The 12,545-nt window shown below is 74.6% G+C and carries 12 protein-coding genes; 7 read left to right on the forward strand and 5 right to left on the reverse strand.

Going from position 1 to position 12,545, the window contains the following annotated elements; genetic code table 11:
* Positions 1-137: 137 nt before the first annotated feature.
* Together HCN52_RS15630 and HCN52_RS15635 are read left to right on the forward strand one after the other, a co-directional pair.
* Positions 138-1,463, forward strand: coding sequence for an NAD(P)/FAD-dependent oxidoreductase (locus tag HCN52_RS15630; RefSeq protein ID WP_168089058.1), 1,326 nt, complete (start codon positions 138-140; stop codon positions 1,461-1,463).
* A gap of 137 nt (positions 1,464-1,600) precedes the next feature.
* Entirely contained in the window at positions 1,601-1,987 is a 387-nt protein-coding gene (locus HCN52_RS15635) for a DUF2795 domain-containing protein (protein WP_168089059.1), read from the forward strand.
* Between the two features lie 153 nt (positions 1,988-2,140).
* Here the strand turns inward: HCN52_RS15635 and HCN52_RS25495 are convergent, their stop codons facing one another.
* Entirely contained in the window at positions 2,141-2,359 is a 219-nt protein-coding gene (locus HCN52_RS25495; RefSeq protein WP_168089060.1) for a hypervirulence associated TUDOR domain-containing protein, read from the reverse strand.
* 65 nt (positions 2,360-2,424) lie between these two features.
* Complete coding sequence (locus tag HCN52_RS15645; protein ID WP_168089061.1) at positions 2,425-3,702, reverse strand: zinc-dependent alcohol dehydrogenase; 1,278 nt, start codon at positions 3,700-3,702, stop codon at positions 2,425-2,427.
* A gap of 284 nt (positions 3,703-3,986) precedes the next feature.
* Here HCN52_RS15645 and HCN52_RS15650 point away from each other — a divergent pair, with 284 nt between their 5' ends.
* On the forward strand, positions 3,987-4,460 hold the full coding sequence (locus HCN52_RS15650) for a DUF5709 domain-containing protein (RefSeq protein ID WP_168089062.1): 474 nt from the start codon (positions 3,987-3,989) through the stop codon (positions 4,458-4,460).
* Positions 4,461-4,490: 30 nt separating this feature from the next.
* Here HCN52_RS15650 and HCN52_RS15655 read toward each other — a convergent pair whose 3' ends face one another.
* Genes HCN52_RS15655 through HCN52_RS15665 form a run of 3 tightly spaced genes read right to left on the reverse strand, consistent with a single transcriptional unit; the run spans position 4,491 to position 6,464 of the window.
* Positions 4,491-5,519: an iron-containing redox enzyme family protein gene (locus HCN52_RS15655; protein WP_312876720.1), complete on the reverse strand. Its 1,029-nt coding sequence runs from the start codon at positions 5,517-5,519 to the stop codon at positions 4,491-4,493.
* On the reverse strand, positions 5,516-5,740 hold the full coding sequence (locus HCN52_RS15660; protein WP_168089063.1) for a CDGSH iron-sulfur domain-containing protein: 225 nt from the start codon (positions 5,738-5,740) through the stop codon (positions 5,516-5,518). Before HCN52_RS15660 ends, HCN52_RS15655 begins: the two co-directional genes overlap by 4 nt.
* Before the next feature lie 13 nt (positions 5,741-5,753).
* The gene (locus HCN52_RS15665) at positions 5,754-6,464 is read right to left on the reverse strand and encodes a HemK2/MTQ2 family protein methyltransferase (RefSeq protein WP_168089064.1); all 711 of its coding nucleotides are present in this window, start codon (positions 6,462-6,464) and stop codon (positions 5,754-5,756) included.
* Between the two features lie 191 nt (positions 6,465-6,655).
* Between HCN52_RS15665 and HCN52_RS15670 the strand changes: the two genes are divergently transcribed.
* The 4 genes from HCN52_RS15670 to nrfD form a co-directional block, all read left to right on the forward strand.
* Complete coding sequence (locus HCN52_RS15670) at positions 6,656-7,279, forward strand: flavodoxin family protein (protein WP_168089065.1); 624 nt, start codon at positions 6,656-6,658, stop codon at positions 7,277-7,279.
* Between the two features lie 104 nt (positions 7,280-7,383).
* Positions 7,384-10,665 (forward strand): formate dehydrogenase, encoded by a 3,282-nt coding sequence (gene fdh / locus HCN52_RS15675; RefSeq protein WP_209314594.1) that lies wholly within the window; start codon positions 7,384-7,386, stop codon positions 10,663-10,665.
* Positions 10,662-11,657, forward strand: coding sequence for a 4Fe-4S dicluster domain-containing protein (locus tag HCN52_RS15680; RefSeq protein WP_168089066.1), 996 nt, complete (start codon positions 10,662-10,664; stop codon positions 11,655-11,657). The genes fdh and HCN52_RS15680 overlap by 4 nt, the downstream gene beginning before the upstream one ends.
* Positions 11,654-12,545 (forward strand): NrfD/PsrC family molybdoenzyme membrane anchor subunit (gene nrfD / locus HCN52_RS15685; protein ID WP_245175183.1); only part of this gene is annotated, 892 nt, incomplete at its 3' end. The genes HCN52_RS15680 and nrfD, both read left to right, overlap by 4 nt.

Below are 12,545 nucleotides of genomic sequence, written 5' to 3' on the forward strand. Positions count from 1 at the left end.
GTGGCGGGCGGTGCCCGCCAACCGGAGCGGTGGCGCCGCAGCGGCCGGCCGCCGAGACCGCCGCGTTCCCGCTGTCACGGCGCCACCGCCCCGCAGGGCGCCTCCCCCCGTCGCCGCACGTCCGCCAGGAGGACCCGTTGACCACCCGACGCCCCCGCATCGTCATCGTCGGCGCCGGCTTCGCCGGCTACCAGTGCGCCCGTACGCTGCTGCGGCGCGCCAAGGGCGCAGCCGAGATCGTGATCATCAACCCCAACGACTACTTCCTCTACCTCCCGCTGCTGCCGGACGTGGCCGGCGGGGGGTTGGAGCCGAGACGGGTCACCGTCTCCCTCACCGGAACCCTCCCCGGGGTGCGGCTCGTCCTCGGCGAGGCGGACGGTATCGACCTCGAGGGGCGCACCGTCCGCTGGACCGACCCCGAGGGCAACCGGGGCGAGCTGGAGTACGACCGGCTGGTGCTCACCGTGGGCAGCGTCAACAAGTTGCTCCCGGTGCCGGGCGTCGCCGAGCACGCGCACGGCTTCCGCGGCATCGCGGAGGCACTCCATCTGCGGGACCACATCACCCGCCAGGTCGAGATGGCCGGCGCAGCCCCCACCCTCGCGGAGCGGCAGGCACGCACCACCTTCGTGGTCGTCGGCGCGGGCTACACCGGGACGGAGGTGACAGCGCAGGGGGTCCGGCTGACCGACGCGCTCCACCGGCACGACAGCGTCCTGGCGAACGGTCCGCGGCCCCGGTGGCTACTGGCGGACATCGCCGACCGGGTGCTGCCGGAGCTCGACCCGCGGCTGTCGGCCACCGCCGACCGGGTGCTGCGCGGCAGGGGGGTGGACGTGCGCACGGGCACCTCCGTCGCGGAGGCGACCGCCACCGGAGTGCATCTCAGCGACGGCACCTTCGTCCCCAGCCGCACGCTGGTGTGGTGCGTCGGGGTGCGGCCGGACCCCTTCGTGGAGTCGCTCGGGCTGCCCACGGAGCAGGGGCGGTTGTGCGTGGAGTCGACGCTGCGGGTCCCCGGCCGCCCGGAGGTGTTCGCGTGCGGCGACGCGGCGGCTGTTCCCGACCTCACCCGCTCCGGTGAGCCGACCGCCATGACGGCGCAGCACGCGCACCGGCAGGGGAAGTTGGCGGCACACAACATCGCGGCCTCCTTCGGGCACGGGACGGAGCGGGAGTACGTGCACCACGACCTCGGTTTCATGGTGGACCTCGGGGGCCGGGACGCGGCCGCCAACCCGCTGCGGCTGCCGTTGTCCGGTCTCCCCGCCGCGGCGGTCACCCGCGCCTACCACCTGCTCTCCCAACCGGGCAACCGGGCCCGGGTGGCGGCCGACTGGGCACTGGACGCGGTGCTGCCCCGCCACGGTGTGCAGCTCGGAGTGGTGCCTCCGGACGCGGTCTCGTTGGAGACGACCGCGCCCGCGGATCCGCAGCGGCGCCGGTCGGCGCGGGCGTGACAGCGGACGCCAGGTGACAGCGGACGAACCGTCCGGGTCACTGCGCGAAACCCCTCGTTTCCCGGTTCCCGCCAGGGGCACCGGCTGGGCCGGACCCCGTACCCGGGGAGACCGACCACCTCACCCAGGGAGGCGTCATGACCGAGCGCAGTGACACGACCGGACCGCTCCGGGACGACGAGATGAAGAAGGAGCTCCAGGGCGACCTCACAGCCGGCTCCTCCCCGCGCGCGGTGGAAGGGCCGCGCGCCGAGCCCCCGGCCGACGACGATCCGGCCGTCGCCGAGGACCCCGTCGGCGGGGCGGGCGGCGACGGGCCGCCCGAGCGGTTGCGGCTGGAGCTGGCCCGCTACCTCGGCCGGACCTCCTTCCCCGTCGGCAGGGACGGCCTGGTGGGCGAACTGCGACGGCAGCACGCACCCGACCAGCTGGTCGAAACGCTGGCGGAGCTGCCGCGTGAGCAGCGGTACGGGACCGTCCACGAGCTGGCCTCCGCGCTCGGCCCGGAGCCCCGGACCCGCTAGCCGACGGGAGTCCGCCGTCGGCCGGGCGCCGACCGGCCGACGGCGCAGCGCCCCGAACGGGGCGCTGCGAACCCCGCCGCGAGGGGCGCCGCTCCGAAGCGGAGCGGCGCCCCTCGCCGTGCCGGCCTCGCCGTGTCAGGAACCGGCGGCCGATCAGTCGCGGCGCAGGGACTGCGGTGTGTGGACCGCCGTCCGGCCGCTGCTGTCGCTCCTCACCTCGTACTGCGGTTCGTCCTTCGAGGCGTCGACGGTGCGGCCGGCCGCCTCGGTCCGCCGCTCGATCCGTCGGACGACGGTGCCTCCGACGTCCTTTCCGTGGCTGCGCCACGTGACGTGGTCGCCCTGGGCGAGCTTCTTGTCGTTGTCCGCCACTGCTCTCTCCTCTCTCTTCGCTTCGCTCTTCCCTGGCCGACCGGGCCGGGTCGGCCAGGGCCGGTTCACATCCGGCCGCCGGCGGTGGTCGCGGTACCGGTGCCGGCTCCGGCTCCGAGTCCGGGTGCGACAGCGCCGTGCTCGTCCAGTCCCAGGGCGACCTTCGTCCAGCCCGGCTCGCGACGGTCGAAGGTGCGGTACGCGTCGATGACGTCCCGTTCGCCGGACCAGCGGGTGATGAGCGGCGTGGGGTCCAGCGCGCCGGAGGCCACCAGGGAGACGAGCCGGGGGACGTAGCGGCGGTGGTTGCAGTTGCCCATGCGGAGGGTGAGGTTCTTCATGAACGCCTCCCCGAAGGGGAACTGCTGCACCTGCGGCGGATAGACGCCGACGAAACCGACGGTGCCGGCCTTGGCCACCATGCGGACGGCCCAGCGCGCCGCGAGCGTCGGCGCGTCGCCGGCGATCCACGTGTCGCCGTCCGGATGCTGCTCCGGGGCGACAGCGTCCCGCTCGCGGTCGAACTCCCGGGCCTCCTCGTCGGTGACGACGGCGGGTCCGTGCGCCGGCCGCTGTGCGTCCACCCCGACCGCCTCGATCACCCGGTCGACGCCGATGCCGCCGGTCAGCTCCAGGACGGTGCCGACCGGGTCCTCGCGGTTGAAGTCGACCGTCTCCGCGTGCTGCCTGCGGGCCAGGTCGAGCCGGTCCGCGACGCCGTCGACGACGATGACGCGCCCCGCTCCCTGCAGCCGCGCGCACGCGACCGCGGCCTGCCCGACCGGACCGGCGCCCACCACGGCCACGGTGTCACCGCTGCTGATCTCCGCGAGCCGCGCACCGAACCAGGCGGTCGGGTAGATGTCCGACAGCATGATGGCCTGGGCGTCGTCGACCGTCTCGGGCAGCGGAACGAGCCCCACGTGGGCGAACGGGACCCTGGCGTACTCGGCCTGGAGGCCGTCGAGACCGCCGGCGCTCTGCGGCCCGCCGAAGAAGACGGTCCCGCCCCGCGGCGGGTTGGCGTTGTCGCACTGGGCGTAGTAGCCCGCCCGGCAGTAGCTGCAGGTGCCGCAGGCGACGGTGGACGGCACCACCACGCGGTCCCCGGGGCGGAAGTTCCGCACCTCGGGCCCCACCTCGGTGACGACGCCGACCGCCTCGTGGCCGAGGACGCGGCCCTCCTTCATGTCGGGCATGGTGCCCCGGACGAAGTGCAGGTCGGTACCGCAGATCGCCGAGGTGGTGATGCGGACGATCGCGTCGTGCGGGTCCTGGATGGTGGGGTCCGGCACGTCGTCCAGACGGATGTCGCCGACGGCGTGCCATACAACGGCCTTCATGAGCGTGTCCTTCGCGTTCGGCGGTTCGGGGCACCGCCGGGTGCCCGGCGGTCCGTGGCACGAAACGGCGGGGGCGGCCCCGGCCCCGGCGCTCGCCCGCGCATCGGACGGCGGACCCCGGGTAGCCGCCGCAGCACGGCGGCCGGGCCCCGGCTCGCGGAACAGCGGCGTCGGACGGATGATCGGCGTGCGGCTGCCCTGCGGGGCGCGGCCCGCGTCCGCCGGTCGGACCGTACGCGCCGATCGCCACGGCGACGGAACATCGAGCACCGAGGAGCACAGTGATGACGGACGAGGCACGCGGCGACGACGTCTACCAGCCCCAGTCGGACGACGGCAGCCTGCCGTCCGACGACCAGCCGGACATGGAGAACACGCTCGACGAGCGCGGGGCGGACGACCGGATGGCGGAGGGGTACTCCCCACCGGAGCGACCGCTCGGGGTGGAGCGCTTCGGCACCACCGCGGCCGAGGAGCAGGAGGGCGAGACGCTCGACCAGCGGCTGGCGCAGGAGGTGCCGGACGTCGATCCCCCGGCTGGCGACGGGATCGGGGACCTGCGGGACGGCGAGGGTGAGCCGCAGGAGCGGGAGCTCGGCGCGGAGCGGGCCGGCCGGCTGGCCGAGGTGACGGACACCACCGGGCGGGACACCGACGTTCTCGCGGAGGACGTCGGCATCGACGGTGGTGCCGCGTCCGCGGAGGAGGCCGCCGTCCACCTCACCGACGAGCCCGCCGACAAGGACTCCGACATCTGAGGCCGAGAGCGCCCGCGAGCGGCCGCGCGATCAGCCGTCCGGCCCGCGCAGGGCCGACCGGCCGGCGCGCCAGCGCGGCAGCAGGCGGTCGGCGAGACGCTGCTCCAGGTGCTCGGTCACCTCGATGCCGAACACGACATCACCGGCCAGGTGCGGCTCGTCGGCGAGGAGACCGCCGATCACCTCTCGGCGCACGACCTGCTCGTGGACGGCGTCGGCCTCCACGTGCTCGTCGTAGAACCGCTGCGCGGCGGGCCCGGCCCCGGTGCGGCGCATGGCGGCCGCCAGTCTCCTCGACCCGGGCGAGGAGGTGATCTCGACGGCGGCGAAGTGGCCGACGAGCGCGCCCCGCCACCGCCGGTGGAGTCCGAGCATCGACATCATGTTGACGACGGCGAGGGCGGGCGCCGGCGCGGCGTCCAGGTACCGGCCGTAGGCGGGGCTCAGCCCGAGGTCGGCCATCAGCTCCGCGAAGAGCCGGGCGTGGACCCGGTCGGCGCGGCCGGCGCCGAACTCGTCGTACTCCACCGCGACCATGGCGGCCTTCGCCCGGCCCCGCAGCCGGGGGACGACCCACAGATGCGGATCGGCCTCCTTGAGGTGGTAGAGCGACCGCACGGCGGCGTACTCCCGCAGCTGCCAGAGTTCCCCGTCCCGCTCCAGGTGGTGGCTGACACCGGTGCCCTCCCGGGGGACCGGCTCCGCCAGCAGGCCGTCGAGGGCGGTGGCGACGTCCGTGGAGCCGGCGCCGGCGTCCTCGCGGAGCGCGCGCAGGAACACCCGTTCCGCCGCGGCCCGCACGCCCAGCAGCGCCGGGTCCCATTCGAGGGTGTCGGCCACCCCGGCGAAGGACCGGTAGTGCAGCTCGTACAGGACGTACAGCGCCAGGTGGAGGTCGTCGCCGTAGGGGTCGGCCCGTTCCCAGGCCGCCTCCGCCGGGAGCGCCGCCTCCCGCCCGGACAGCAGAGTGATCACGGCGCGACTCAGGTCGCCGCGCGGCGCGGGCAGGACGGGCAGGGCCCGGTCCTCCCGCTGCCTCGGTTCGGCCGGGGCGCTCACAGCGGTTCCTCCTCCTCGCGCACGGGCCCCGCGGCTTCGCGCGGGCCGTCGCCGCCGCGCCGGCGGCGACGGTGGCTGGTGTCGCACCACGGCTGGGTGCGACTGCGGCGGCAGGTGCACAGGGCGACGACGAACCGGTCGGACCGGCTGACCGTCCCGTCCGCGCCGACGACCTCGACGGGGCCCTCCACGAGCAGCGGCCCCTCGGGGTCGACCGTCACGCGGCGGGGCGCCTCATCCCTTGCGGCCACGGATCACCACCAGGTCCTCGCCCTCCACGGCGTGGGAGAGCAGTCCCTGCGCCCGCAGCCAGCGGGCACGCCCCCGCAGGACCGGCCCGAAGGGGACCGTGACCCGGTCGCTCACCGCCGCACGGATTCCGGCTCCGGCGAGTCGGTCGACAGTGGCCTCCGGTCCGCTGAGGTGCGACTGCACCAGGAGCAGCAGCCCTCCGGGCCGCAGCGCGGCGGCGGCCCCGTCGCAGATGCGGTCCAGGACGAGCCGCCCGTCGGGTCCCGCGTCCCAGGCGCGGCCCCCGCCGAGCCGGGAGGGCGCGTCCGTCGGAGCCGGAACGTAGGGCGGGTTGCTGACCAGCGCGTCGAAGGCGCGGCCGCGGAGCACCGAGAGCAGGTCCCCGCGGCGCACGGAGACCGGAAGTCGGGCGAAGGCCGTGTTGAGCCGCGCGGAGGCCACGGCCCGACGGCTGATGTCGACCGCCGTCACCCGGGCTCCCAGCCGGGCGGCGTGCAGGGCCAGCGCCCCGCTGCCGGTGCACAGGTCCAGCACCTCCGTCCCCGGGGTGAACCCCTCGCGTCGCATCGCCGCGGCGAGCAGCAGGGTGTCTGCCTGCGGCCGGTAGACGCCGGGAAGTCTGAACAGTCGGTCCGCAGGCGCCGGCGGGTCCGGGTCGGTGGCAGGTCGTCGCAGCGCGTCCTGGTGGGCCATGGGGCTGTCCCCTGTCGGAAGGTGCGGGCGGTGTCGTGGGCGGGAGCGGGCGGCGGGCCGGGGTCGGCAACCGCCGGGTCCTGGGTAGCCAGGATCGCTTCGCCCGAACCGGGGGGCGCGGTGGTGCGGCGTTCGGGTGACGTGTCCGGGGTCGAGGTTCGGAACCAGGTCGGCGGGTCACCCGGCAGCGCATGACCACCACTGCGCCGCTGCGCGCGCTCGCCCTCGTCTGCACCCTCAACCGCTCCCCCGCCGCGTCCAGCAGCCAACTCCTCGCGGAACAGGTGCTGGAACTGCTGTCCGCCGAGGGCGCGACCACGGAACTGGTACGCGCGGTGGATCACACCATCCCGCCCGGGGTCGCCGCGGACGTCGGTGAGGGCGACGACTGGCCGGCGCTGCGCGAACGCGTCCTCGCCTGCGACATCCTGCTGCTCGCCACGCCGATCTGGCTGGGCCATCCCTCCAGCGTCGCCCAGCGCGTGCTGGAGCGGCTCAACGCCGACATCTCCGAGACGGACGAGCAGGGACGCCCCCTGATGGCGGGGCGGGTCGGCGCGGTCGCGGTGGTCGGCAACGAGGACGGCGCGCACAAGGTGTCCGCCGACCTCTTCCAGGGGCTGAACGACCTCGGCTTCACCCTTCCGCCGCAGGCCCTCACCTACTGGGTGGGCGAGGCGATGCACGGCACCGACTACCAGGAGCTGTCGGAGACCCCGGAGCAGGTCCGTTCCACCTCCGCCGCGCTGGCGTCGACCGCCGCGCATCTGGCCCGGGTGCTGCGGGAGCGCCCCTTTCCCGCGCCCCCTTCCTGACCCCTGGGGACGGCGATCCGGCCGCCCGACCCGCCCGGTCCTCCGGACCGGCAGGGCACGGTTCGGCCCCGCGCTGCGACGAACGGAGATCCACCGTGCGTGACCTGCGTCGGCTGCTCGGCGAGTGGCCCGTGTACCGCCAGTTGACCGGCAACGACCCGACGGGACGGGGCAGCGCCGCCTCCTCGCCCCGCACCCGGGCGTCGACCCCGCGGACCGCCGCCGCGGACCGGGTCGTGAAGTCGGTCTGCCCGTACTGCGCCGTCGGCTGCGGCCAGGAGGTCCATGTCCGCGGCGACCGCGTGGTGCAGATCGAGGGCGACCCCGACTCGCCGATCAGCCGCGGCCGACTGTGCCCCAAGGGCTCCGCCACGCTCCAGCTCACCACGGGCAGCGCCCGCCGCCACCAGTGCCTGTACCGGCCGCCGGGCGCGAGCGACTGGCAGCCGATCGACCTGGACCGGGCCATGGACATGGTGGCCGAACGGGTGGTGCGCACCCGCCGCGACAGCTGGGAGTGGGAGCACGAGGGGACCCGTGTCGGGCGGACGCTGGGGATCGCGAGCCTCGGTGGCGCGACCCTCGACAACGAGGAGAACTACCTGATCAAGAAGCTGCTGACCGGGCTGGGCGTCGTCCAGGTGGAGAACCAGGCGCGCGTCTGCCACAGCTCGACCGTGGCCGGTCTGGGGACCTCCTTCGGGCGCGGTGGCGCCACCACCTTCATGCAGGACCTCCAGCACGCTGACTGCATCGTCATCCAGGGCTCCAACTTCGCCGAGGCGCACCCTGTGGGCTTCCAGTGGGTGATGGAGGCCAAGGCGCGGGGTGCCCGGGTGATCCACGTCGACCCGCGGCACACCCGCACCAGCGCGCTCGCCGACTACCACGTGCCGCTGCGCGCCGGCTCGGACATCGCCTTCCTCGGCGGCATCATCCACCACGTCCTGGAGAACGAGGCCGACTTCCGCGAGTACGTCACGGCCTACACCAACGCCGCCCACCTGGTCAGCGAGGCGTTCCGCGACACCGAGGAGCTCGACGGCGTCTTCTCCGGGCTCGACGAGACGGCACACACGTACGACCCCGCCAGTTGGCAGTACGAGGATTCGCCGGTGCAGGCCTCGGCCGGGACGAGGGAACCGGTCGCGGACCTGCGGACCCAGGACTCCACGGACGACGCGTCCACCCAGCGCGCGGGCGGCGCCGAGAGCCACGGCTCGGGCGGCGCGGTGGCGGCGCCGCGGCCGCGCCGGGACGAGACCCTCCAGCACCCGCGGTGCGTCTACCAGGTGCTGAGGCGCCACTACGCCCGCTACACCCCGGAACTGGTCGAGGAGGTGTGCGGCGTCCCCCGGGAGCTGTTCCTGCGGGTCTGCCGCGACCTCACCGCCAACTCGGGCCGGGAGCGGACGTCGGCCTTCGTCTACGCGGTGGGGTGGACCCAGCACACCACCGGGAGCCAGTACATCCGCGCGGCGAGCGTGCTCCAGTTGCTGCTCGGGAACATCGGCAGACCCGGCGGCGGGATCCAGGCGCTGCGCGGCCATGCCTCCATCCAGGGCTCCAGCGACATCCCGACGCTGTACAACCTGCTGCCGGGGTACATCCCGATGCCGCACCACCGCTCCCACCAGGACCTCGACAGCTGGGTCGACTCCACGCGCACCGGCAAGGGCTACTGGCACGAGATGCGCTCGTACGCGGTGAGCCTGCTGAAGGCCTGGTACGGGGACGCCGCCCGGGCGGAGAACGACTTCTGCTTCGACCACCTGCCGCGGCTGACGGGCTCCCACGACACCTACGCGACGGTGCGCGCCCAACTCGACGGCGTCTGCAAGGGCTATTTCCTGATGGGGGAGAACCCGGCGGTGGGCTCCGCCAACGCGCGGATGCAGCGGCTGGGGATGGCGGCGCTCGACTGGCTGGTGGTTCGCGACTTCTCGCTCATCGAGTCCGCCACCTGGTGGCGGGACGGTCCGGAGATCGAGTCGGGCGAGTTGCGGACCGAGGACGTCGCCACCGAGGTGTTCTTCTTCCCCGCCGCCTCCCACACCGAGAAGTCCGGCTCCTTCACCAACACCAATCGCTGGCTGCAGTGGCACGACGCCGCGGTGGAGCCGCGCGGTGACGCCCGCAGCGACCTGTGGTTCATGTACCACCTCGGGCTGCGGGTGCGGGAGTTGCTGCGCGGCTCCACGGACCCCATGGACCGGGCGCCTCTCGACTTGACGTGGGACTACCCGGTCTCGGGTCCGCACGACGAGCCGTCGGCGGAGGCGGTCCTCGCCGAGATCAACGGGACCGGTCCGGACGGCTCACCGCTCACCGACTACACCGGGCTGCGGGACGACGGTTCCACACGCTGCGGCTGCTGGATCTACAGCGGGGTCTTCCGGGACGGCGTCAACCAGGCCGCCCGCCGTCGCCCGCACGGGGAAATGGAGTGGACGGCACGGGAGTGGGGCTGGGCCTGGCCCGCGGACCGCCGCATCCTGTACAACCGCGCCTCGGCAGCGCCGGACGGCACCCCGTGGAGCGACCGCAAGGCCTACGTCTGGTGGGACGAGCGACAGCGGGAGTGGGTGGGCCACGACGTCGCCGACTTCCCTCCCGGGCTCGCCCCCGGCCACGTCCCCGACGAGGACGCCGTGGGGGTGGCGGCGCTGCGCGGTGACGACCCGTTCGTGATGCAGGCCGACGGCAAGGGATGGCTGTACGCCCCGTCGGGGCTGCTGGACGGGCCGCTGCCGACGCACTACGAGCCGCAGGACTCCCCCGTGCCCAACGGCCTGTACCCGGGACGCGACCGGTCCCCGGTGCTGTTGCAGAGCAGCCGGCCGGAGAACCGCTACCACCCGGGGCCGGGCGAGCCCGGCGCGGCCGTCTACCCGTACGTCGTGACCACCTACCGGCTCACGGAGCACTTCACCGCGGGCGGCATGAGCCGCTGGTCGCCCTATCTCAGCGAACTGCAACCGGAGCTGTTCTGCGAGGTCTCCCCCGCGCTGGCGGCGGAACGGGGACTGGAGCACGGAGGCTGGGCGACGCTGGTGACCGCCCGCAACGCCATCGAGGCGCGGGTGCTGGTGACCGAGCGGATGACGCCGCTGACCGTGCTGGGCCGGGTGGTGCACCAGATCGGCGTCCCGTTCCACTGGGGCCCCAACGGGCTGTCCACGGGGGACGCCGCCAACGAACTGACGGCGGTGGCGCAGGACCCGAACGCGCACATCCAGGAGGACAAGGCGCTCACCGCCGACATCCGCCCCGGCCGCCGACCGCGCGGCCCGGCGCTCCCGGCCCTGGTCGCGGAGTACCGGCGGCGAGCGGGGGTCACCGAGGCCACGGGCGGCCTCGGCTCACCGGAGGAGGAGACACCGTGACCGCACCCGAGGACGCAACACACCGGCCCGCGGGAGGCACGCCCTCGGGGGCGGCCGACCCCGCCCGGGACAGCGGGTACACCGAGCCGCCCGAGCGGGTCGGGTTCTTCACCGACACCTCGGTGTGCATCGGCTGCAAGGCCTGCGAGGTGGCCTGCAAGGAGTGGAACGCGCTGCCCGCCGACGGATTCTCGCTGAGCGGGATGTCCTACGACAACACCCGGGAGCTGGGGGCCTCCACCTGGCGGCACGTCGCCTTCGTCGAGCAGTCGGTGCCCGAGGTCGCGCCGGACGCGCAGGACACGCCGGTCGATCCGGGCGACCGGCCGCAGTTGGGGCTGACCCCCGTCCCGCCGTCCGGGGCCGGCGGCGACGGGCCGGCCACGGAGCCGGGGGGAACTCCGGGAGGGAAGATCCGCTGGCTGATGTCGTCCGACGTCTGCAAGCACTGCACCCATGCCGCCTGCCTCGACGTGTGCCCCACGGGCGCCCTGTTCCGCACGGAGTTCGGCACGGTGGTGGTGCAGGACGACATCTGCAACGGCTGCGGCTACTGCGTGCCCGCCTGCCCCTACGGCGTCATCGAGCAGCGGCCCGACGACGGGCGGGCGTTCAAGTGCACGATGTGCTACGACCGGCTCGGGGCGGGCATGGAGCCGGCGTGTGCGAAGGCGTGTCCGACGGAGTCGATCCAGTTCGGCCCGCTGGACGAGTTGCGGGAGCGGGCGGCGCAGCGTCTCGACGCCCTGCACGAAGCGGGCGTGGGTGAGGCCCGGCTGTACGGCCACGACCCCGACGACGGGGTCGGCGGCGACGGGGCGTTCTTCCTCCTGCTGGACGAACCGGAGGTCTACGGCCTCCCGCCGGACCCGCAGGTGACGACCCGCGACCTCCCCCGGATGTGGCGCCACGCCGCCGCGGCCGGGCTGGCACTGCTCTGCGCGGTCGGGGCCGGCGCCGCCCCGGCGGCTCGACGGAAGGGACACCGATGAACGAGGACACCGGGCAGACCGTGGCCGACGGCAAACACCACGCCGGGGGCGGGCGCCGGAGGCGCGGCGGCGGGGAGCAGCTCATGGTGGAGCGGGCGTCGTTCGCGAGCTACTACGGGCGCCCCGTCATCAAGGCCCCCGCCTGGGAGGCCCGCGACATCGCCGGGTACTTCTTCCTCGGCGGTCTCGCCGGGGCGGGGTCGGTGCTGGCCGCGGCGCTGCACGCCGGTGGCGCGGCCAGGACGGCGACCGCGCTGAAGGTGACCTCCGTCGGCTCGGTGGCGTTGGCGACGGCGGCGCTCATCCACGACCTCGGTGTCCCGTCGCGCTTCACGCACATGCTGCGGGTGGTCAAGCCGACCTCGCCGATGAGTGTCGGCTCCTGGCTGCTGACGGTCTACGGCCCCGTGGCGGGCGTCGCCGCGGCGGCGGCCGTCACGGGACGGGTCCCCCGGGTGGGAGCGGTGGCCACCGGCGGCGCCGCGGTGCTGGGTCCGGCGGTCGCGACGTACACGGCGGTGCTGGCGGCCGACACCGCCGTGCCGGCCTGGCACGGCGCGCACCGGGAGCTGCCCTACGTCTTCGCCGGTTCGGCGCTGGCCGCGGCCTCGGGCGCGGCGCTCCTGCTGGGCCCGCCGGCGGAGACCGGCACGGCCCGGGCGACGGCCGTCCTCGGAGCGGCCGGCGAGTCCCTGGCCGACCACGCGATGCGTCGCCGGCTGGGGTCGGTCGCCGTGACCCTGCGCGAGGGGCGCGCGGGACGGTTGCTGCGGGCGGCGCGGACGCTCACCGCGGTGGGCGCGGCGCTGCCGAGGCGCGGTTGTACAGGATGCGGCGGTCCGCGGGCCAGGCCCAGCCCCACTCCCGTGCCGTCCACTCCATTTCCCC

The organism is Streptomyces bohaiensis (genome assembly GCF_012033785.1).
Lineage (GTDB): Bacteria > Actinomycetota > Actinomycetes > Streptomycetales > Streptomycetaceae > Streptomyces > Streptomyces bohaiensis.

Bases quoted from the DNA above. Each gene is read 5' to 3' on its own strand.
- HCN52_RS15670 (WP_168089065.1), top strand. From the start codon at position 6,656: ATGACCACCACTGCGCCGCTGCGCGCGCTCGCCCTCGTCTGCACCCTC.
- HCN52_RS15665 (WP_168089064.1), bottom strand. From the start codon at position 6,464: ATGGCCCACCAGGACGCGCTGCGACGACCTGCCACCGACCCGGACCCG.
- HCN52_RS15645 (WP_168089061.1), bottom strand. From the start codon at position 3,702: ATGAAGGCCGTTGTATGGCACGCCGTCGGCGACATCCGTCTGGACGAC.
- HCN52_RS15650 (WP_168089062.1), top strand. From the start codon at position 3,987: ATGACGGACGAGGCACGCGGCGACGACGTCTACCAGCCCCAGTCGGAC.
- HCN52_RS15635 (WP_168089059.1), top strand. From the start codon at position 1,601: ATGACCGAGCGCAGTGACACGACCGGACCGCTCCGGGACGACGAGATG.